Annotated in this window: 17 protein-coding genes; 5 read left to right on the top strand and 12 right to left on the bottom strand. The window is 64.2% G+C overall.

The window, feature by feature from the left end:
* Positions 1-38 precede the first annotated feature (38 nt).
* From BLR66_RS03525 to BLR66_RS03510, 4 genes are all read right to left on the bottom strand, one after another.
* Complete coding sequence (locus BLR66_RS03525) at positions 39-950, bottom strand: hypothetical protein (protein WP_093280233.1); 912 nt, start codon at positions 948-950, stop codon at positions 39-41.
* Positions 947-1,294 carry a PadR family transcriptional regulator gene (locus BLR66_RS03520; RefSeq protein ID WP_093280232.1) on the bottom strand — a complete coding sequence of 116 codons (348 nt, stop codon included), beginning with the start codon at positions 1,292-1,294 and terminating at the stop codon, positions 947-949. Before BLR66_RS03520 ends, BLR66_RS03525 begins: the two co-directional genes overlap by 4 nt.
* A gap of 197 nt (positions 1,295-1,491) precedes the next feature.
* Entirely contained in the window at positions 1,492-1,941 is a 450-nt protein-coding gene (locus BLR66_RS03515; protein ID WP_093280231.1) for a c-type cytochrome, read from the bottom strand.
* Between the two features lie 7 nt (positions 1,942-1,948).
* The gene (locus BLR66_RS03510; protein ID WP_093284283.1) at positions 1,949-2,359 is read right to left on the bottom strand and encodes a c-type cytochrome; all 411 of its coding nucleotides are present in this window, start codon (positions 2,357-2,359) and stop codon (positions 1,949-1,951) included.
* Between the two features lie 304 nt (positions 2,360-2,663).
* On the opposite strand from BLR66_RS03510, the gene BLR66_RS03505 reads away from it, so the two are divergent.
* The 3 genes from BLR66_RS03505 to BLR66_RS03495 are packed head-to-tail and all read left to right on the top strand — an operon-like array spanning position 2,664 to position 10,416.
* Positions 2,664-3,773 carry an efflux RND transporter periplasmic adaptor subunit gene (locus BLR66_RS03505; protein ID WP_255402378.1) on the top strand — a complete coding sequence of 370 codons (1,110 nt, stop codon included), beginning with the start codon at positions 2,664-2,666 and terminating at the stop codon, positions 3,771-3,773.
* Entirely contained in the window at positions 3,770-7,303 is a 3,534-nt protein-coding gene (locus tag BLR66_RS03500; RefSeq protein ID WP_093280229.1) for an efflux RND transporter permease subunit, read from the top strand. Before BLR66_RS03505 ends, BLR66_RS03500 begins: the two co-directional genes overlap by 4 nt.
* Positions 7,300-10,416, top strand: coding sequence for an efflux RND transporter permease subunit (locus BLR66_RS03495; protein ID WP_093280228.1), 3,117 nt, complete (start codon positions 7,300-7,302; stop codon positions 10,414-10,416). The genes BLR66_RS03500 and BLR66_RS03495 overlap by 4 nt, the downstream gene beginning before the upstream one ends.
* Before the next feature lie 116 nt (positions 10,417-10,532).
* Here BLR66_RS03495 and BLR66_RS03490 read toward each other — a convergent pair whose 3' ends face one another.
* From BLR66_RS03490 to ykgO, 8 genes are all read right to left on the bottom strand, one after another.
* Positions 10,533-11,759 (bottom strand): TraB/GumN family protein, encoded by a 1,227-nt coding sequence (locus tag BLR66_RS03490; RefSeq protein WP_093280227.1) that lies wholly within the window; start codon positions 11,757-11,759, stop codon positions 10,533-10,535.
* Between the two features lie 4 nt (positions 11,760-11,763).
* Positions 11,764-12,294, bottom strand: coding sequence for a GNAT family N-acetyltransferase (locus BLR66_RS03485; RefSeq protein ID WP_093280226.1), 531 nt, complete (start codon positions 12,292-12,294; stop codon positions 11,764-11,766).
* Positions 12,291-13,256 carry a carbon-nitrogen hydrolase gene (locus BLR66_RS03480; protein WP_093280225.1) on the bottom strand — a complete coding sequence of 322 codons (966 nt, stop codon included), beginning with the start codon at positions 13,254-13,256 and terminating at the stop codon, positions 12,291-12,293. The genes BLR66_RS03485 and BLR66_RS03480 overlap by 4 nt, the downstream gene beginning before the upstream one ends.
* A gap of 78 nt (positions 13,257-13,334) precedes the next feature.
* Positions 13,335-14,636 carry an NTP/NDP exchange transporter gene (locus BLR66_RS03475; RefSeq protein ID WP_093280224.1) on the bottom strand — a complete coding sequence of 434 codons (1,302 nt, stop codon included), beginning with the start codon at positions 14,634-14,636 and terminating at the stop codon, positions 13,335-13,337.
* Positions 14,637-14,644: 8 nt separating this feature from the next.
* The gene (locus BLR66_RS03470) at positions 14,645-15,601 is read right to left on the bottom strand and encodes an aldo/keto reductase (RefSeq protein WP_093280223.1); all 957 of its coding nucleotides are present in this window, start codon (positions 15,599-15,601) and stop codon (positions 14,645-14,647) included.
* Between the two features lie 139 nt (positions 15,602-15,740).
* Positions 15,741-16,781: an agmatine deiminase family protein gene (locus BLR66_RS03465; RefSeq protein ID WP_093280222.1), complete on the bottom strand. Its 1,041-nt coding sequence runs from the start codon at positions 16,779-16,781 to the stop codon at positions 15,741-15,743.
* Positions 16,782-16,801: 20 nt separating this feature from the next.
* Entirely contained in the window at positions 16,802-17,131 is a 330-nt protein-coding gene (locus BLR66_RS03460; RefSeq protein WP_093280221.1) for a hypothetical protein, read from the bottom strand.
* Between the two features lie 222 nt (positions 17,132-17,353).
* The gene (gene ykgO, locus BLR66_RS03455; protein ID WP_005913193.1) at positions 17,354-17,479 is read right to left on the bottom strand and encodes a type B 50S ribosomal protein L36; all 126 of its coding nucleotides are present in this window, start codon (positions 17,477-17,479) and stop codon (positions 17,354-17,356) included.
* 200 nt (positions 17,480-17,679) lie between these two features.
* Between ykgO and cmk the strand changes: the two genes are divergently transcribed.
* Positions 17,680-18,351 (top strand): (d)CMP kinase, encoded by a 672-nt coding sequence (gene cmk / locus BLR66_RS03450; RefSeq protein WP_093280220.1) that lies wholly within the window; start codon positions 17,680-17,682, stop codon positions 18,349-18,351.
* A 168-nt stretch (positions 18,352-18,519) separates the two neighbouring features.
* A complete protein-coding gene (gene rpsA, locus BLR66_RS03445) occupies positions 18,520-20,208 on the top strand; it encodes a 30S ribosomal protein S1 (protein WP_093280219.1) in 1,689 nt (562 codons plus the stop codon).
* Positions 20,209-20,230 lie beyond the last annotated feature (22 nt).

Here is a 20,230-nt window from a genome sequence, read left to right as displayed (position 1 = left end):
CCGGCATTGCCGGGCCGCGCAGCTTGCCTGAGCCTGGACTAGGTTCCGGACGCTTTGACCTTCGGCGCGTGGATCCGTGGTCGCCGACGGTAAAGCTCGTAGGCCAGGGACGCCACGATGATGACTACGACCAATCCCAAACCGGCCTTGGCGCCTTCGTCGGTCGCCGGAGACAGGAAAATATTTCCCGCCGTCATCCACCACAGGAGCAGCACCACGAACCCCAGGGCGAAAGCAGTGGACAAACGCCGCGTCAGTTTCGACCAGCGGCCCTTCAGCATGGCTACGAACATGGTGGCGAAGCCGCCTAGCCACAGCAGGATCACCGGTGGCGCGCGCTCACGCAGGAACGTCGGATCGAAGGCGAAGATTCGCGGCATGGGTTCGGGCAGCAGCGCAGCTGTCCACGGCAGGCAGATCATGAATGCCACTCCGATGGCATACCAAGCCAGGCCGAAAGCCATGGCGTTGCGGTTGATCCGTTCCGGGTCGACGGTGCGGGGGTTCCAGGTCCGCTTGAACATCCCCGACTCGCGAGCGAACATGCCGATCAACGCCATCGTCACCATGAATCCCGGCCACCAGAACGCACCCAGGCCCCAGCTGAACCACCAGGCGACCACGGGTTGTCCATCGAACACGCGCGGAAGCGTCAGTGCCCATTGCAGGGCTATGCCTCCCAGCGACAGCAGCGCGAAGGTCTTGGTCTGTTCGGCGGGAATGATCGCCACCACGCCGGGAGGGCGATAGCGCGCCGCCACTTCGGTGGGCGCGCCGAAGTCACGCAGCATGTCCAAGACCGCATCATCCGTGGCCGCGTCCTGCGTCCTCTCGGCCAGCATCTGGGTCAGCAGATCGCGAAGCTCGAAGCCGATTTCGTTGCGCTCCTTGCGGGGCAAGTGGCGCATCACCTCGGCTACATAGGCTTCGATCACGTCATTCGAGCTCATTTGTCACTCCTCTCAAGTAGTCCGGCCATGGTCCCGACCAGGGCGTTCCAGGTGGCGGTCAGTTCGACGAGCAGCGCCTCGCCAGCGTCGTTAAGCCGGTAATAGCGGCGCGGCGGGCCGTCTTCGATCCGCCACTCCGAAGCCAGCAGGCCCTGGCCTTCCAAGCGGCGAAGCAAGGGATAAAGCGTGCCTTCCTCGATCGGCATTCCGCGCAGCGCCAGGGCCTGGCGCAGGGAATAGCCGTACTGGACTTCGCGCAGCTGGGACAGCACCGCCAGCACTAGCGCGCCACGACGGAGCTCAAGTTCCAGCTTTGGGGTCGGGTTGGAGTTGGGTTCTACCATACGGCACCTGATAATGTTTGACACACATTACAATGTGATACACAGTATGTAAAGAGGGTAGGACGGAATTTTTTGCTCCAGGGTCGCTGGCGCGGGCTGTGGCGCTTCTGGGCAGGGCCGGCCAATCGAGTCAAACGGCCAAAAAAAACCCCCAGCAGGCTGGGGGTCGGAAGACTTGAATGGCTTGCCTGGTGGGCTCAATCGACGCCGTGCAGGTCACGCAGTTTCGAGGGGCGCGAGCCGAAGTAGGCGGCCAGGTCGGAAATCTCCTGGTCGGTCAACGCTGCTGCTTGCGGCGTCATCTGCGGATTCTGACGGTCGCCGGCCCGGTAGGCCTGAAGCGCGTGGGCGATGTAGTCGCCGTACTGGCCGCCGAGCTTGGGATAGGTGGGATCGATGGGCGCATTGCCTTCGGCGCCGTGGCAATCGATGCAGCTCTGCTTGGTCGCTTCGCTCTTCACCTGCGCGCGTTTCTCGCCGGCGGCGATGTGGCCGTCGGGCAGGCCGGCGGACGAGCTGGAACCATGTTCGCCGCTGGCATGGCCGGGATCTTCGGCGGCGACTTCGTTGTTCTGGGAGCAGGCGGCCAGGGCGAGGGCGGCGAGCAGGGCGATGGCTAGACGCGGGGCGTGCACGGCGTTCGACATGGGCGGCTTACTTCACAGAAGAGAGATAGGCGGAAATATCGGCGATGTCCTGGTCAGAGAAACTCTGGGCCTGGGCTTGCATCGTCGGGTGCTTGCGGTTGCCTTTCTTGTATTCGGTCAGCGCCTGGGTCAGGTACTCGGCCGACTGGCCGCCGATGCGGGGCACATGGAAGCTGGGATAGGCGTTCTTGTAGCCGGTAACGCCGTGGCAACCCTGGCAGGTATAGGCCAGAGTGCGGCCGGCCTGGGCGTTGCCGACCAGTACGGCGGGCGTTGCCGGGGCTGGCGCAGCGGCCGCAGGAGCGGGCGCTGCCTCGGCGGGCTTGGCGGCCGAGGGGGCAGGGGTTTGGGCGGTAACAACGGCCACCGATAGGGCGGCGGCCAAGGCAAGGCAAGCGGCGAGCGGCAGCGGTCGCATCATGTCGTAATCCGGGACTCTCTCATTGCGCGCGCTACGTCCAACCGCAGCGCTTGGCTGCGGCAAGTATAGCGTGCGACTCCCGAAGCCTGCCATCCGTAGCTTGCTAGCCGGTTCGTGCGAGCAGGCGCATGCTGTCGGTCGCGGCTTCTTTTTTTTGGCAGCCAACACACTTCACGACGCAAGTCACCATGACCTTCGGCGCATGCCGTACCCGTACTTGGGTGATATACCTATGTACAACACCTAACAACCACCCGGTACCACCATGTCTCGACCCGACTTCATCGCAGGCCGTCTCTCGATGCGTGCGCTCCGTGCGTCCGCGCTTATCTGTGTTTTTGTGTTCGCCCTGGCCGCCTGCAAGAAAGGGGATGGAGAAGCCCAGGCCAAGCCGGGCGATCCGCCGAAAGGGCCGGATGCGGTACCGGTGGAAGTCGCCAAGGCGGCCCATCGTCCGGTCGCAGCAAGCTATACCGGCACCGCGGCGCTGGAGCCGCGCGGAGAATCGCAGGTGGTGGCCAAGACCTCAGGTGTGGCCTTGGCGGTGATGGTGGAAGAAGGCCAGGTAGTCCGCGCCGGTCAGCCGCTGGTGCGGCTGGATCCTGACCGCTCGCGTCTGGCCGTGGCCCAGGCTTCGGCGCAGATGCACAAGCTGGAAAACAACTACAGCCGCGCCAAGCAGCTGGTCGCCCAGCAGATGATCAGCGCCAACGACGTGGACCAGATCAAGTTCGATCTGGAGAACGCGCGCGCCCAGTACACCATGGCCACGCTGGAGCTTTCTTACACCACGGTGGTGGCGCCGATCTCCGGCGTGATCGCCTCGCGCTCGATCAAGACCGGCAACTTCGTGCAGATCAACACGCCGATTTTCCGCATTGTCGACAACTCGCGGCTGGAAGCCACGCTCAATGTCCCCGAACGCGAGATCTCCACGCTTAAGGCGGGCCAGCCGGTCGAACTGGCCGCCGACGCGCTGCCGGGCCAGACCTTCACCGGCACCGTGGACCGCATCGCGCCGGTGGTCGATTCGGGCAGCGGCACTTTCCGGGTGGTCTGCACCTTCGCCGGCGACGGCCTGCTGCAGCCGGGCATGTTCGGACGCATCAAGATCGATTACGACAAGCGCGCCGACGCGCTGGTGGTGCCGCGCGTAGCGTTGCTGGACGACGATGGCGATCCGGCGGTGTTCGCGGTGCGCAACGGCAAGGCGGCACGGGTTTCAGTCAAATTGGGCTATATGGATGGCGAGTGGGTGGAAATCCGCGAAGGCCTCAAGCCGGGCGACGGCGTGGTAACCGCCGGCAAGATCGCGCTGCGCGACGGCACGCCGGTGGAGGTCATTGGCGATGCCAAGAAGAAGACCGCCACCGCCAAGGTGGAGGTTGAAGCAGCCGGTAAGAAGAAATGAGCGGCCACGGCCCCGACCGGGGGGCTCCGGATCACGGAGCTGCGGGCCCCGAAGCGAACGATCCCTTGGCGCCGCCTGCCGGTCTGACCGGCGGCGGACTGGTGGAATTCTCCACACGCCGCCGCGTCACCGTGGCGATGTTCTGGGTCACCATGTTCCTGTTCGGCTGCATCGCGCTGGCCGCGTTGAAGGTCAACCTGCTGCCGGACCTCAGCTATCCCACCCTGACCGTGCGCACCGAGTACACCGGTGCGGCGCCTTCGGAAATCGAGACTTTGATTTCGGAGCCGGTGGAAGAAGCCGTCGGCGTGGTGAAGAACCTGCGCAAACTGAAATCCGTTTCGCGCACCGGCCAGAGCGACGTGGTGCTGGAATTCGCCTGGGGCACCGACATGGACCAGGCCAGCCTGGAGGTGCGCGACAAGATGGAAGTGCTGCAGCTACCGCTGGAAGCCAAGGCGCCGGTGCTGCTGCGTTTCAATCCCTCCACCGAGCCGATCATGCGGCTTGCGCTGTCGTCGAAAGTCGCCGGCAAGACCGAGGCCGATTCCGTCCGCCAGCTCACCGAGCTGCGCCGCTATGCCGACGAGGACCTGAAGAAGAAGCTGGAGCCGGTTGAAGGCGTGGCCGCGGTCAAGGTCGGCGGCGGCCTGGAAGACGAAATCCAGGTCGATATCGATCAACAGAAACTCGCGCAGCTCAATCTGCCTATCGACACGGTGATACAGCGCCTGCAGCAGGAGAACATCAACATTTCCGGCGGCCGTCTGGAGCAGGGTTCGCAGCGCTATCTGGTGCGTACCGTCAACCAGTTCGCCACCGTCGAAGAAATCCGCAACATGCTGGTCACCACGCAGAGCGGCGGCAGCAATGCCGCTGCCAGCGCGGCGGCGCAAATGGCGGCCATCGCCGCCTCCACCGGCGATGCGGCGGCCATGGCGGCGGCGGCTTCGGTGCAGAGCGCGAACTCCTCATCGTCCAGCACTATCGCTGGCGGCATGCCGGTGCGCCTGAAGGACATCGCCGATGTGCGCCAGGGCTACAAGGAGCGTGAAGGCATCATCCGTCTGGCCGGCAGCGAAGCGGTCGAGCTGGCGATCTACAAGGAAGGCGACGCCAACACGGTCGCCACGGCCGACGCCATCCAGGCGAAGCTGGAGCAAATCAAAAGTCAGGTTCCGCCGGACGTCGATCTCACTCCCATCGACGACCAGTCTCAGTTCATCCGCCATGCCATCAGCGACGTGAAGGTGGACGCGGTGATCGGTGGTTTGCTGGCGATCCTGATCATCTTCCTGTTCCTGCGCGATGGCTGGAGCACCTTCGTGGTGGCGCTGTCGTTGCCGGCTTCCATCGTCACCACGTTCTTCTTCATGGACCAGTTGGGCCTGAGCTTGAACGTGATGTCGCTGGGCGGCCTTGCGCTGGCCACCGGCCTAGTGGTGGACGACTCCATCGTAGTGCTGGAAAGCATCGCCAAGGCACGGGAGCGGGGCTTAAGTGTGCTGCAGGCCGCGATCACCGGCACGCGCGAAGTCAGCATGGCGGTGGTGGCTTCCACTTTGACCACCATCGCGGTGTTCCTGCCGCTGGTGTTCGTGCAGGGCATCGCCGGGCAGTTGTTCCGCGACCAGGCGTTGACGGTGGCCATCGCCATCGCGGTGTCGCTGGTGGTGTCGATGACGCTGATCCCGATGCTTAGCGCATTGAAGGGCAGGCCGCCGATGGCCTTCCCGGAAGAGGCTCCGCATCCGGACTGGCAGCCTAAGTCGCGCTGGCAAAAACCTCTCGCGGCCACCGAGCGCGGCATCGGTATTGGTGTGCGCGGCGTCTTCTTCGGCATCGTATGGTTCTTCATCCGGATCTGGCGCGGCCTGGTGGCCATCGTCGGTCCGGTGATGCGCAAGGCCAGCGATCTGGCGATGATGCCTTACGACCACGCCGAACGTGGTTACATGAAGCTGTTGCCCGGTTCATTGCGCCGTCCCTGGCTGGTGCTGGGCTTCGCCGCGGCGGCATTTGTCCTGACCATGATGACCGTGCCGATGCTGGGTGCGGACCTGATTCCGCAGCTAGCGCAGGACCGCTTCGAGATGACGGTGAAACTGCCGCCCGGCACGCCGTTGCGCGAAACCGACAGTCTGGTGCGCAGCTTGCAGCAGACGCACGCCAAGGATGAAGGCATCCGCGCGCTGTACGGCGTCAGCGGCACCGGTACGAGACTGGATGCCAGTCCTACCGAGAGTGGCGAGAACATCGGAAAGATCACCGTGGTGATGGCCGATGGCGGCAGCAAAGAGCTCGAGGCAGAGGAAACCGAAAAGCTGCGTGCGTCGATGAAGGATCATCCGGGCGCGCAAGTGGATTTCCGCCGTCCGGAACTCTTCAGTTTCTCCACGCCGCTGGAAATCGAGTTGCGCGGTCAGGATCTGGACACGATCCAGCGCGCGGGCCAGAAGATGGCGGCCATGCTGCGCGCCAATCCGCACTATGCCGACGTCAAGTCGACGGTGGAGGAGGGCTTCCCCGAAATCCAGATCCGCTTCGACCAGGACCGCGCCGGTGCGCTGGGCCTGACCACGCGCCAGATCGCCGACATAGTGGTCAAGAAGGTGCGCGGCGATGTGGCCACGCGCTACAGCTTCCGCGACCGCAAGATCGACGTGCTGGTGCGTGCGCAGGAATCGGATCGCGCTTCGGTGGAAAGCATCCGCAAGCTGATCGTCAACCCGGGCAGTTCGCGTCCGGTGACGTTGGAGTCGGTGGCGGAGGTGGTCTCCACCACCGGACCCAGCGAAATCCATCGCGCCGACCAGGTGCGCGTGGCCATCGTCTCGGCCAATCTGCGCGATATAGATCTGGGCGGTGCGGTGAACGAAGTGCGCGACATGGTCGCCGAGAACAATCTCGGCGCTGGCATCGGCATGCACATCGGCGGGCAGGGCGAGGAACTGGCCGAATCGGTCAAGGCGCTGCTGTTCGCCTTCGGCCTCGCGATCTTCCTGGTCTACCTGGTGATGGCTTCGCAGTTCGAATCACTGCTGCATCCGTTTGTGATCCTGTTCACCATCCCGCTGGCGCTGGTGGGCGCGGTGCTCGCGTTGCTGCTGACGCGTTCGCCGGTGTCGGTGGTGGTTTTCATCGGCCTGATCCTGCTGGTAGGCCTGGTGGTGAAGAACGCGATCATCCTGATCGACAAGGTCAACCAGTTGCGCGAGGCCGGCGTTGCCAAGCGCGAAGCACTGGTGGAAGGCGCCCGCTCGCGTCTGCGACCCATCATCATGACCACCTTGTGCACGCTGTTCGGCTTCCTGCCGCTGGCGCTGGCCTTCGGCGAAGGCGCGGAAGTGCGTTCGCCGATGGCGATCACCGTGATCGGCGGCCTGCTGGTTTCCACGCTGCTGACGCTGGTGGTCATCCCGGTGGTGTACGACCTGCTGGACCGCCGTTCGGACGAGTATTACGCCGAACGCGGCCGCCTGCATCGCGCTTCCTTGGAAGCGGACAGTGAAGGGCTCGAACCCGCATGAGCATCGCCGAACTGAGCATCAAGCGGCCGGTCAGCGCGATCATGCTGTTCGTGTCGTTGACCGCGATCGGGCTTATCGCCGCGTTCCGTCTGCCCTTGGAGGCTTTCCCGGAAGTGTCGCCGCCCTTCATCTTCGTGCAGTTGCCCTATGTGGGCTCGACACCCGAGGAAGTGGAGCGCACAGTGCTGCGGCCGGTGGAAGAGACGCTGTCCACCATGCCCGGCATCAAGCGCATGGACACCAGCGCCAATGCCGACGGCGCGCAGCTTTTCATCCAGTTCACCGATTGGGAGCGGGATGTCGCCATCGCCGCCTCCGATGCGCGGGAGCGCATCGACGCCATCCGCGACGATCTGCCGGACGACTTGCAACGCTACTTGGTGCTGAAGTTCTCGACCACGGATCAGCCGGTGTTGCGCGTGCGTCTGGCCAGCGACATGGACCTGGCCAGCTCTTACGACATGATCGACCGCGAGTTCAAGCGGCGCATCGAGCGCATTCCCGGTGTCGCGCGCGTGGATATCTCCGGCGCCCAGGCCAACGAGGTGGAGATCGCGATCGACCAGGATCGCTTGACCGCGCACAACCTGGGCCTCAACGATCTGACCACGCGCCTGCAGGCGATCAATTTCTCGGTCTCCGCCGGCACCATCACCGATGGCGGGAGCCGGCTGCGCGTGCAGCCGGTCGGCGAGCTGACCGACCTGCAGCAATTGCGCGACCTGGTGATCGGCAACAACGGCGTGCGTCTGTCAGACATCGCCGAGGTGCGTTTGAAACAGGAGCGCACGACCTTGGGCCGGCGCCTGGACGGCAAGAAGGCGGTGGGTTTGGACATCTTCAAGGAGCGCAGCGCGAATCTTGTCGAAGTCTCCAAGCGCGCGTTGGCTGAAGTTGAGGAAATCCGCAAGGAACCTTCGTTGAACGACCTGCAGATCAAGGTCATCGACAACCAGGGCGACAACGTCACCACTTCGCTGATAGAGCTCGCCGAGGCCGGCGGTATCGGTCTGGTGCTGTCCATCGCGGTGCTGTTCTTCTTCCTGCGCCATTGGCCCTCGACCATGATGGTCACGCTGGCCATTCCGATCTGCTTCATCATGACCCTGGGCTTCATGTACTTCGCGGGGGTCACGCTCAACATCCTGTCGATGATGGGCCTGCTGCTGGCCATCGGCATGCTGGTGGACAACGCCGTGGTGGTGGTGGAGAGCATCTACCAGGAACGCGAGCGCATGCCCAACCAGCCGCGGCTGGCGTCCATCGTGGGCACGCGCCACGTGGCCATCGCGCTGTCGGCCGGTACGCTGTGCCATTGCATCGTGTTCGTGCCCAATCTGTTCGGCGAGCGCAACTTCCTCAGCATCTATCTGTCGCAGATCGCCATCACCATCTCGGTGTCGCTGCTGGCCTCGTGGCTGGTGGCGGTGAGCCTGATCCCGATGCTGTCCGCGCGCCTGAAGACACCGCCTGCGGTCGGCAACACCAACGGCATCATCCCGCGCATGCAGAAGCGCTATGCCGGACTGTTGCGCTGGACCCTGGAGCATCGCGGCTGGAGCGTGATGGGCATCCTGTTGATCATCATGGTCAGCATCGTGCCGATGGTCTTGACCAAGAAGAACATGTTCGGCGGCGACGACGGCGGCGAGACCAACATCTTCTACCAGTGGAAGGGCTCCTACAGCCTGAAACAGATGTCGGACGAGGTGCTGAAGGTCGAGCAGTTCATGGACGCCAACCGCAAGCGCTTCCACGTCGAGCAGATCTACTCCTGGTACAGCGAGCAGGGCGATGCGGGCACCCGTATCAAGTTCGACATGACCGAACTTGATAACGACGACACCAAAGCCCTGATCGACGAAATCCGCAAGGAACTGCCCAAGTCCGCGCGGGCCACCGTCGGTATCGGCAATGACGGCGGCCAGGGCGGTGGAGGCGGTCAGCCGGGCCAGAACGTACAAGTGCAATTGGTGGGCGATTCCACCGAGACTCTGGCCGAGATCGCCAAGGACATTGTGCCGATGTTGTCCAAGAGTCCTCAACTGCGCGACGTGCGCGTGGATGCCGGCGACCAGAACAGCGAACTATCGGTGCGGGTGGATCGCGAGCGCGCTGCGGCGTTCGGTTTCAGCGCCAACGATGTGGCCAGTTTCGTGGGTATAGCCCTGCGTGGCGCGCCGCTGCGCGAGTTCCGTCGTGGTGAGAGCGAAGTGCCGGTATGGGTGCGTTTTGCCGGCGCCGAGCGGTACGGCATCGAAGACCTGGACAGCTTCATGGTGCGAGCGTCCGACGGACGCACGGTGCCGCTGCTGAGCATGGTGGATGTGGGCGTTAGCCCCGCCGCCACGCAGATCTCGCGGACCAATCGCCAGACCACGCTGACCGTGCAGGCCAACCTGGCCGACAAGGTCACCGTGCCCGAGGCGCGCAAGGCGATGGAGGACACCCTGAAGGCCGCTACGTTCCCGACCGGCTACAGCTATTCCTTCGATGGCGGCGCCTTCCAGGAAGAGGACGAGGCGGGTGCGCAGATGATGACCAACCTGGTCATCGCGCTGTTGCTGATCTACATCGTGATGGCGGCGGTGTTCGAATCGCTGCTGTTCCCGGCGGCGATCATGAGCGGCGTGCTGTTCTCGGTGTTCGGCGTGTTCTGGCTGTTCTGGCTGACAGGTACCGAATTCAACATCATGGCCTTCATCGGCATCCTGGTGCTGATGGGCGTGGTGGTGAACAACGGCATCGTGATGATCGAGCACATCAACAACCTGCGCCGGCGCGGCATGACCCGGACCGATGCGTTGGTGGAGGGCAGTCGCGAACGCCTGCGGCCCATCCTGATGACCATGGGCACGGCGATCCTGGCGATGATCCCCATCGCCTGGGGCAACACGCAGATGGGCGGCGACGGCCCGCCGTACTACCCGATGGCGCGCGCCATAGCCGGCGGTCTGGCGTTCTCCACGGTGGTCAGTCTGCTGTTCCTGCCGACCATCTACGCGATTCTGGACGATATGCGCAGCGGCACCGCACGTCTGTTCAAGCGTGCGCGTGCGCGCAAGGGAGAAGCCTTGCCTGCGGCTGCGATAGCGGCGCTGAAAGCCGAGTAAACAAGGCGGGCCTCGGCCCGCCATGGTTGTATCGTTTGTAGGGCCGAGCTTGCTCGGCTGCTCCTGGCGCGGAATCGGAAGCAGCCGAGCAAGCTCGGCTCTACAAGAATTCTGGGTCAGCCGACGAGTTTTCCCAGCATCCGCAAGCCGCCGGTCCACACGCCGATAGCGGTGCCCAGGCTGGTCAGGAAGAAGTTCAGCAGGATCCGCGCGACCCGGTTCTTCCACCAGCCGCGCACCGTCTGCACGTCATCGCGCAACGCCATGAAATCGGCGTGGGTGGGTTTGCGCAGCGCCGCTTCGACGAACGCGCTGACCGTGCCCGAGGCCAACGCCGGGTGCAGGGGCGTCAGCGGAGAAGAAACGAAGGCGGCCAGGATGCTCAGCGGATGGCCGCCAGCGATGGCGCAACCCAACGCGCCCAGCAGGCCGGTGGCCAGCACCCATTGCACGATGAGATCGGCGCCCACGTCGACACCGCCGCGGTAGAAGCCCCACGCGAATCCGCCGACCAGGAAAGCGGCCAGCGCGATGGTGAACCACGGCACTTTGCTCTTCTCGGGAACCGACTCCAGCGCGGCGCGCACCGTGGCGGGCGCTTCAACATCGCTCCGCAAATGCTCGGCCATGCCCTGCAGATGGCCGGCGCCGATCACCGTCAGTACCTCGCGCGCGCCGCTGGCGTGGGTGACCGACTCGCGCAGACGCGCGGCCATATAGCGGTCGCGTTCGGCGATGATGCTTTCATACAGCGCCGGGCTTTCCACTGCGAATTCGCCGAAGCTAGATTCCAGCAGGTCGCCCTGTTTGAGTTTTTCTATTTCGTCGTCGCCGACTTCCTCATCGGCGAACATCGCCATCATGATGCCAGCGCTGATCTTGGCGCGGCCCCACCAGCCCAGCCGGCTCAAGGCACGCTTGAAGGTCAGGCCGACTTCGCGGTCGATCAGGTGCAGCGGCAGATTGCGTTCGCGTGCGTCAAGCGCGGCTGCTTTCAGTTCGGCGCCCGGCTCCACGTCCAACTGCTCGGCCAGGCGCCGCTGGTAGGCGGCCAGTGCGAGGTTGGCGGCGAACAAATGGGTCTTGCCTTCGCGGATTACTTTCACCAAGTCGAGTTTGGCCAAGGCATCAGGATCGGTCAGCGCTTGCAGGCGCCCGGCGTCGAGCTCGATCGCGACCGTATCGTAATGACCGCTGGCGATCGCGGCCTGTACCGTTTCCACGCTGGTTCTGGAGACGTGCGCGGTCCCCAACAAGGTGTAGCGCACGCCGTCGCGCTCGACGATCTGGTGCGGCTGCCCGGCCAGCGGGTCTTGCAGGGAAGAGGAGGAGATATCGTTCATGGATTCATTCTTCGGAAGGTGCTTCGTTGTTGCCGCTGCCCAGCGCGCGCTGCATCTGCACGGTATCCAGCCAGCGCCCGTGTTTGCGGCCCAGGCCAGGGAATATGCCGATGATGTGGAAGCCGAGTTTTTCGTGCAGGACTACAGAGGCGCCGTTGCCGGGTTCGCCGATCACCGCCACCATCTGGCGGAAACCGAGCGCTTCGCAGTCGGCGATCAGGCGGGTGAGCAGGGCGCGGCCGACGCCTCTGCCTTGCACTTCTGCGCTGACGTAGACGGTGTCCTCGACAGTCCAGCGGTAACCGGCGCGGCCGCGATACGAACTGGCGTAGGCGTAGCCCGCGAAAACACCCTCTAGTTCGGCGACCAGAAAGGGATACCCGCCCGCCAGCAGTTCTTGCAAGCGTCGCGACATTTCCGCTTCGTCAGGCGCCTCGTACTCGTAAGTCGCCACGCCGTCGCGTACTTCCCGTGCGTACACCGCGTGGATGTGCGGAATGTCGGCAAGGGTCGCCTTGCGCAGTTGCAGGTTCAATCGATATACCGCTTCAGCAGATCGCCATAAGCGTCGATGCGCCGGTCGCGCAGGAACGGCCAGATGCGGCGCACGTGTTCGCTGCGCGCCAGGTCGACTTCGGTGCTGAGGATTTCCGGCTCGCCGCCGGCTTCGGCAATGAATTCGCCTTGCGGGCCCAGCACATGGCTATTGCCCCAGAACTGGATGCCGGAGATCGGTGGATTCTCGATCTCGGTGACTGCGCCGGGATCTGCGTTGACCAACCGCACCGCGCCGCGAAGATCGAGGCCGCTCGGGTTGGGTGCCGGCTCGTGTCCGACGCGGTTGCATGAGAGCACCGGCAAGCCATTGGCGACCGCGTGGCCACGGTGACTGAGAATCCAGGCATCGCGTTGGCGGTTCTTCTCGGCTTGTTCATCGGACGGATCCCAACCTATCGCGGTGGGATACAGCAGCAGTTCCGCGCCTGCCAGCGCCATCAGCCGTGCGGCTTCCGGATACCACTGGTCCCAGCACACCAGCACGCCGAGCCTGCCCACCGAGGTATCGATGGGCTTGAAGCCGAGATCGCCGGGGGTGAAATAGAATTTTTCGTAGAAGCCCGGATCGTCCGGGATATGCATCTTGCGGTACTTGCCCAGGGTGCTGCCGTCTTTCTCGAAGACCACCGCGGTGTTGTGGTACAGGCCGGCGGCGCGGCGCTCGAACAACGAACTGACCAGCACCACGCCATGCTGCTTGGCCAGCTTGCCCAGGCGCTCGGTACTGGGGCCGGGGATGGGTTCGGCCAGGTCGAACTCCGCCACCGATTCGTGCTGGCAGAAGTACGCGCCGTTGTGCAGTTCCTGCAGCAGCACCAGCCTGGCGCCGCGCTTGGCCGCTTCGGCCACGCGTGCTTCGATCACCGAAAGATTGGCCTCGGCATCGCCATGGTTTTTTTCCTGGATCAGGGCGACGGGCAGGGTGGTGCGCAGGGTCATGTCGATGGGGAGCGGGGCGGGGAGGGGCATGTTATCGCGTAAGGCAGCAAGGAAGGCCGCCGAGCGATGAACGCCGCGCTATTGCGTGCCTATGGCGGCTTCGCGGCGATGATGCCAGCGCCCCAGCATGCCGCCCGTGGCGGCCCAGGCCAGCGCGATCCCGGCGCCGATCAGCATCGCCAGCGCAGGATGTTCGGCAACCAGATCCAGTCCGCGTTTGACCCAGCCGCTCACCGCATCGCCGCCCCGGTACACCACGGTGTCGATGAAGTTCTTGGCTTTGTACTTTTCCCCGGGAGTGACGACGGTGTAAAGCATCTCCCGCCCGGGCCGCACGAAGGCGTATTCGCCCGCGCGCCGCACCACCATCACCACCACGAACACGGCGAAGGTCGGCGCCAGCGCCAGCCAGACGAATCCCACCGCCACCACGACCGGCACGGCCACCAGCAGCACGCCGACGCCCAGCCGTTGCGCGACGCGGCCGGTGAGGAAGATCTGGGTCAGGATGGCCAGGCTCTGCACGACGACGTCGATGGTGCCGAACACCTGCGTCTGCCGGGTCTTGTCGCTGAAGGTCTCGGCCACCAGCCGCGCCTGTTCGAAATACAGAAACGTGGTGACGCTGGTCAACAGCAGCACGAACAGCGCGATGGCCATCAGGTAGGGCGATTTGAAAACATCCGTGGCGCCTGCGAAAGGGTTGCCGCCAAGCGGTCTGCGTCGCGTCTGGCTGTCCTCCCGCTGCGGCAAGGGGTTCGCATCGCGCCACCGCTGCAGATGACGCGCGGCCAGCGCGCTACCGCCCAACATCACCGCCGACAGCAGTAATAAGCCGGAATGGCCGATGGGCTTCACCAGCAAGGTGCCCAGCAGCGGCCCGACCAAGCCGCCCAGGCTCGCGCCTCCGGCCATCAGCGCGAACAGGCGCTTGGCCTGATTCGAAGCGAATACATCGACGACCACGCTCCACGCCACCGAGATCGACAACAGGTTGAACACAGACAACCAGATATAGAAGGTGCGTGCCGACCACAGATTGTCGGGCGCCAGTACGAATGCGGCAGCGAAGGCCAGCAGGTTCGCGGCGAAAAAACCGTAGGTCCAGGGCAGAATGCGCCGCCGCGCTACTTTCGAGGCCAACCAGCCGAACAGCGGCAACGCCGCTATCGTGGCCACGAAGGTGCCGGTGAACAGCCATTGCAGGTTGTCCACGCCGCCGGCCACGCCCATGGTTTCGCGCACCGGGCGCAGCATGAAATAGCCGGCGAACAGCAGGAAGAACATCAGCAGTCCCGCAGCCACCGCGCCGGCTTCCCGTTCCTCCACGTTGAACAACGCAGCCAGCCGGCGAGTCGCCGCATTCGCTTGCGATGCCATGTGCGGCGTCAGGCCAGCGCAGCGATCAGCGACTGGCGCTGCGCTTCGGTGAGATCGGGACCGGTACCCGCGCCCAGGTTGTCGCTCTGACGATCCGGTTTGCCGGTGGCGGGAATCACCACAGTCACGGCGGGATGGCTCAACGAGAACTTGAGGAAAGCCTGGGCCCAGGAAGCGATGCCGGCCTCGGCCGCCCAGGCCGGCAGGGGTTTGTCCTTGACCTGCGCAAACAGCTTGCCGTCCTCGAAGGCGCGGTTGATCAGCACGGCCACGCCCAGGTCTTGCGCCTGCGGCAATACCCGCTTTTCGGCACCGCGCGTCACGACCGAATAGTTGATCTGCAGGAAGTCGGGCTTCTCGGCCTGGACTACAGCGGCCAGTTCGTCCTGCGCACGTTCGAGGTAGTGGGTGACGCCGACGTAGCGCACCTTGCCTTCGGCTTTCAGTTCGCGTGCCAGCGCCAGTTGCGTTTTCAGGTCGCCCAGGTTGTGGACCTGCAGCAGTTCGACCTTGTCGGTCTTCAGGCGCCGCAGGGTGTCGTTGAACTGCGCCAGTCCCGCTTCGCGACCGTTGACGCCCGAGAGCTTGGTGGCGATCCATGCTTTCGGGCGCAAGCCCTGTTCGGCGAGCAAAGCACCCAGTACGTCCTCTGCGGTCCCATAGGTGGGCGCGGTGTCGATCAGGCTGGCGCCGGCCGCGAAGAAACGCTTGAGCACTTCACGCAGCGGATCGCGCTCGCCCGCGGTGTCGCCTACTTCGAAACTTCCCGAAGTGCCCATGCCGATCACCGGGATTTTCTCGCCGGTGGAAGGAATCGGCCGGGTGTTCAGTGGACCGGCAAGTTGGGGTGCCGCCGCTGTTGGCTCGGCCTGGGATGCCTGCGCCGGATCGCGGCAGGCTGCCAGACCAATGCCGGCAGCCGCCGCGATTGCGGTGGAGGTGAGGAATCTGCGCCGCGTGTACATGGCAGCCTCCGCGCTGGGGGACTGCTGTTATCGGTCATCGCAACCGGCCGGGTGTAAATGAAACGTCAATTCGCGCACCCACTAAAGTCATGGTTGCGCGGAACCGCCAATCTTCGCGGGGTTGACCGGTCCCGGCGGGTCATTCGACCGTCGCCAGCAGGCCGGCGGGCAATTGCATGGTGATGCAATGCAGGCTGCCGTTCTGCCAGATCAGGGAACGGCAGGGCACCTGCACGACTTCGCGATCCGGGAACGCCTCGGCCAGTACTGAGGCGGCCTTGGCATCGGCCGGGTCCCCATATGCCGGCATCAGCACGGCGCCGTTGACGATCAGGAAGTTGGCGTACGAAGCCGCCAGCCGGCGCCCTTCGTCCACGATCGGTTGCGCCCAAGGCAACGGGAACAAGCGGTACGGTTTTCCGTCGCGCGTGCGCAGTGCCGCTATCTCGTCGGCCATCGCGCCGAGTTCGGGGTAATGCGAATCGGCCGGGTCGTCGCATGCCTGGAAGACGATAGCCTCCGGGCCGGCGAAGCGGGCGAGGGTATCGATGTGGGCGTCGGTATCGTCGCCTTCCAGGTAACCGCGATCCAGCCACAGCACACGATCCTGTTGCAGCCAGCCCGCTAAGCGCGCGCTGAGATCTTCACGGGAGGCCTCGGGGTGACGCTCGTGCAGGCACTGCCAGGTGGTCAGCAGGCTGCCTTCGCCATCCGTCTCGATGGCACCGCCTTCCAATGCAAAATCAATGCTTTGCACGAAATAGTTATGAAACAGGTTCATACCGGAAAGCTCGCCCACCAGCAGGTCGTCGCGGCTCGCCTGGTATTTGCCGCCCCAGCCGGTGAAGCGGAAATCCAGTTGCTTGAACCGATCGTCCGCGCGCAGGGTGATCGGGCCGGTATCACGTAGCCAGGTGTCGTCGTACTCGGCAGGCACGAACCGTACTTTGGCCATGTCCACCCGTGCCGAACGCAGGCGCGCTTCGGCATAGGTCTGCAGGTCTTCGTCCGCCACGCAGATCACCACCGGCTCGAAACGGGTCAGGGCCGCGACCAGTGCGACGTAGGTTTCCTCGACTTCGCCCAGGCGCCCGGCCCAGTCGGTTTCGGCATGCGGCCACGCGATCAGGACCGCGGATTGGGGTTCCCATTCCGCAGGGAAGCGAAAAGCATCGGTCATTGAAGTTATTTCGGACTGTTTTATCGGATCGGAGGCTTGGGCCCGACTTCGTCAGGGCCGGCCTGGTTGGCCACCACATCGATGACGCGGTTCTTCTCGAAATACACGGTGAAGGCCGGGTACACCCAGCGGTTGATCACCGGCCATTGGCGTTTCTGGCCACCGCGTGGTTCCAGTTTCTGCTGGGGCGCGCCGAAGCGGGCTTCCACGGCTGCAGCGGTATCGCCCCGCACCGGCAAGGCGACGGCGGGTTTTTCCTGGGCGCGCTCTATCAGCAGGGTATCGGCGCTGGCGGCGCCTGCGCTGCAGAGCAGGACGAGCATCGGGATGGCAAGAAGACGACAGTTCATAGCGGTAGCTCCCCAGAGGACGCGTCTTTATAGCAAAACGGCCCCGACAAAAAACCGCTGCACCGGGACCTAGTGCGGCAAACGTGACGGCGGGCGCGTCGCCACACGCCCGGCTGCCGCGCAACCCATGCGGCGGGGCAAAGAAAAACCGCCCGGAGGCGGTCTTTCTGCGGCCTGCAGCGGAGCGCCGAACATCGGCGCCGCCCGGGGACTCGCCCTATTTCAGCGCTGGCGCGCCTTGAAACGCGGGTTCGACTTGCAGATCACGAAGACCTTGCCACGGCGGCGGACCACCTTGCAGTCGCGATGACGGGTCTTTGCCGACTTCAGGGAGGAAAGGACTTTCATGACATACCTCGGGAAATTTGGACTGTAACTGTCTGGGAATGTGGCCGGAGCGGACCTGGGGTCCCGCCGGGACAAAAATCAAGCCGCGCATTCTAGCGGGTTTTTCCCTTGAGGTTCAAGCCTTTGCCTTGCGGCGACTGGCGTCCTCCGGCTACTGGCGGGTGGCCGGGCATAATGCCCGGCAAATCCACGGGGTTCCCATGTCCGACAATATTCCGGTTCTGACCATCGACGGACCCTCCGGCGCCGGCAAAGGCACGGTAAGCCGTATCGCCGCGGCCCGCCTGGGCTGGCATTACCTCGATTCCGGCGCCTTGTACCGTGCGGTGGGCGTGGCGGCGAGCTGGGCCAACCTGGACATTTCCGACCCTGCGGCCCTGGTGCGCTGCACTTTCGACACCGAGGTCAGCTTCAAGGAGAACGCCCAGGGCGACCTGCGGGTCTGGGTCAACGACTCCGATGCCACCGACGAGCTCAGGCTCGAGACCACAGGCGCGGTGGCTTCGGCCATAGCCGCCTTTCCCGAGGTCCGTTCAGCGCTGAAGGAGCGCCAGCGTGCTTTCCGGCAGCCTCCCGGGCTGGTGGCCGACGGGCGGGACATGGGGACGGTCATCTTCAAGGACGCCCCCTACAAGGTCTTCCTGACCGCCAGTGCCGAGGAAAGGGCGGAAAGGCGCTATAACCAGTTGAAAGACAAAGGGGTTTCGGTCACAATAGACGGTCTGCTACGCGAGATTCTCGCCCGCGACGCCCGTGATGCACAGCGCACGGTGGCGCCGTTGAGGCCGGCCGAAGACGCCGTCCTCATCGATACCACCGGCCTGAACATCGATCAGGTCGTTGAGCGCGTGCTGGCCTTGGTGAAATCCTAAGTCCGGTCCGGGTCCAGCGCAGCGGAAACAGCCCCGTCGGGAATTTTTCCCAGCGGTTTTTCAACCACAACACTCACGGTCACAGGCATCCCGCCCAGGCCGACAACGGGTGGACCGCCGCACATCTCAACCAGTGCCCGGTCTGCGTCATCAACCGAGATTTATTCAATGATCGAATCATTTGCAGAACTGTTTGAACAGAGCCAGATCCACCTCACCAAGCTGAAGCCCGGCTCCATCGTCATGGGCACCGTGGTGGAAGTCCGCAACGACGTGGTGGTGATCAACGCCGGCCTGAAGTCCGAAGGCATCGTGCCGATCGAACAGTTCCGTAACGACGACGGCACGCTCACCGTGGCCGTCGGCGATGAAGTAAAGGTCGCCCTCGACTCGCTCGAGAACGGCTTCGGCGAAACCGTGCTGTCGCGCGAGAAAGCAAAGCGCGCCATGGTGTGGGACGAGCTGGAAGAAGCGCTGGAAGCCAACGCCACCATCACCGGCCGCATCAGCGGCAAGGTCAAAGGCGGCTTCACCGTCGATATCAAGGACGTCCGCGCGTTCCTGCCGGGTTCGCTGGTCGATGTGCGCCCCGTGCGCGACCCGGGCTACCTGGAAGGCAAGGAGCTCGAGTTCAAGCTCATCAAGCTGGATCGCAAGCGCAACAATGTCGTGGTCTCCCGCCGTGCGGTGGTCGAGAGCGAGCATTCGGAAGAGCGCGAGCAGCTGATGGACAAGCTGCAGGAAGGCGTGGTGCTGAAGGGTGTGGTCAAGAACCTCACCGACTACGGCGCGTTCGTCGATCTGGGCGGCATCGACGGCCTGTTGCACATCACCGACATGGCCTGGAAGCGCGTGCGCCATCCGTCCGAAGTCGTGGAAGTGGGCCAGGAGCTCGACGTCCGCGTGCTGAAGTACGATCGCGAGCGCAACCGCGTTTCGCTTGGTCTGAAGCAGCTGGGCGAAGATCCGTGGGACAACATCGCCCGTCGTTACCCGGCCAACAGCCGCGTGTTCGGCAAGGTCTCCAACGTCACCGATTACGGCGCGTTCGTCGAGATCGAGCCGGGCGTCGAAGGCCTGGTGCACGTGTCGGAAATGGATTGGACCAACAAGAACGTCAACCCGTCCAAGGTCGTGCAGGTCGGCGACGACGTCGAAGTGATGGTGTTGGACGTGGACGAGGAGCGTCGCCGCATCTCGCTGGGCATGAAGCAGGTCGCCGCCAATCCGTGGGAAACCTTCGCTGCCATCCATAAGAAGAACGACAAGGTGTCGGGTCAGATCAAGTCGATCACCGACTTCGGCATCTTCATCGGCCTGGACGGCGGTATCGACGGTCTTATCCACCTGTCGGACATCAGCTGGAACTCCACCGGCGAAGACGTGGCCCGCAACTACAAGAAGGGCGACACGCTGGAAGCCGTGGTGCTGGCCGTGGACCCGGAACGCGAGCGCATCAGCCTGGGCGTCAAGCAGCTGGAGCAGGACCCGTTCGGCCAGTTCATGGCCGCCAATCCGAAGGGCGCCAAGCTGGAAGGCGTGGTGCGTGAAGTGGACGCCAAGGGCGCCATCATCGACATCGCCGAAGGCGTGGAAGGCTACGTGGCCGCGCGCGATATCAGCAACGAACGCGTAGACGACGCCAGCCAGCACCTGAAGGTGGGCGACAAGATCGAAGCGCGCTTTATGGGCATGGACCGCAAGGGCCGCACCCTGCAGCTGTCGATCAAGGCCAAGGACGACGCCGAAATGCGCGAAGTGCTGGAGGACTACCAGTCGCAGTCTTCCTCCACCGGCGCCACCACCCAGTTGGGTGCGCTGCTGCGCGCCCAGTTGGACGGCAACAAGTCCGAGTAAGCAGGCAAACGATCCACTCCGG

It is taken from the genome of Pseudoxanthomonas sp. CF125, from assembly GCF_900104085.1.
GTDB lineage: Bacteria > Pseudomonadota > Gammaproteobacteria > Xanthomonadales > Xanthomonadaceae > Pseudoxanthomonas_A.
The sequence above is the reverse complement of the archived record's forward strand: the minus strand, read 5'-3'. Positions and strand labels throughout refer to the sequence as shown.

Excerpts from the sequence above, each read along its gene's own strand:
- BLR66_RS03525 (WP_093280233.1), bottom strand. The coding sequence starts at position 950 with ATGAGCTCGAATGACGTGATCGAAGCCTATGTAGCCGAGGTGATGCGC.
- BLR66_RS03520 (WP_093280232.1), bottom strand. The coding sequence starts at position 1,294 with ATGGTAGAACCCAACTCCAACCCGACCCCAAAGCTGGAACTTGAGCTC.
- BLR66_RS03515 (WP_093280231.1), bottom strand. The coding sequence starts at position 1,941 with ATGTCGAACGCCGTGCACGCCCCGCGTCTAGCCATCGCCCTGCTCGCC.
- BLR66_RS03510 (WP_093284283.1), bottom strand. The coding sequence starts at position 2,359 with ATGCGACCGCTGCCGCTCGCCGCTTGCCTTGCCTTGGCCGCCGCCCTA.
- BLR66_RS03505 (WP_255402378.1), top strand. The coding sequence starts at position 2,664 with ATGCGTGCGCTCCGTGCGTCCGCGCTTATCTGTGTTTTTGTGTTCGCC.
- BLR66_RS03500 (WP_093280229.1), top strand. The coding sequence starts at position 3,770 with ATGAGCGGCCACGGCCCCGACCGGGGGGCTCCGGATCACGGAGCTGCG.
- BLR66_RS03495 (WP_093280228.1), top strand. The coding sequence starts at position 7,300 with ATGAGCATCGCCGAACTGAGCATCAAGCGGCCGGTCAGCGCGATCATG.
- BLR66_RS03490 (WP_093280227.1), bottom strand. The coding sequence starts at position 11,759 with ATGAACGATATCTCCTCCTCTTCCCTGCAAGACCCGCTGGCCGGGCAG.
- BLR66_RS03480 (WP_093280225.1), bottom strand. The coding sequence starts at position 13,256 with ATGACCCTGCGCACCACCCTGCCCGTCGCCCTGATCCAGGAAAAAAAC.
- BLR66_RS03475 (WP_093280224.1), bottom strand. The coding sequence starts at position 14,636 with ATGGCATCGCAAGCGAATGCGGCGACTCGCCGGCTGGCTGCGTTGTTC.
- BLR66_RS03470 (WP_093280223.1), bottom strand. The coding sequence starts at position 15,601 with ATGTACACGCGGCGCAGATTCCTCACCTCCACCGCAATCGCGGCGGCT.
- BLR66_RS03465 (WP_093280222.1), bottom strand. The coding sequence starts at position 16,781 with ATGACCGATGCTTTTCGCTTCCCTGCGGAATGGGAACCCCAATCCGCG.
- BLR66_RS03460 (WP_093280221.1), bottom strand. The coding sequence starts at position 17,131 with ATGAACTGTCGTCTTCTTGCCATCCCGATGCTCGTCCTGCTCTGCAGC.
- ykgO (WP_005913193.1), bottom strand. The coding sequence starts at position 17,479 with ATGAAAGTCCTTTCCTCCCTGAAGTCGGCAAAGACCCGTCATCGCGAC.
- cmk (WP_093280220.1), top strand. The coding sequence starts at position 17,680 with ATGTCCGACAATATTCCGGTTCTGACCATCGACGGACCCTCCGGCGCC.
- rpsA (WP_093280219.1), top strand. The coding sequence starts at position 18,520 with ATGATCGAATCATTTGCAGAACTGTTTGAACAGAGCCAGATCCACCTC.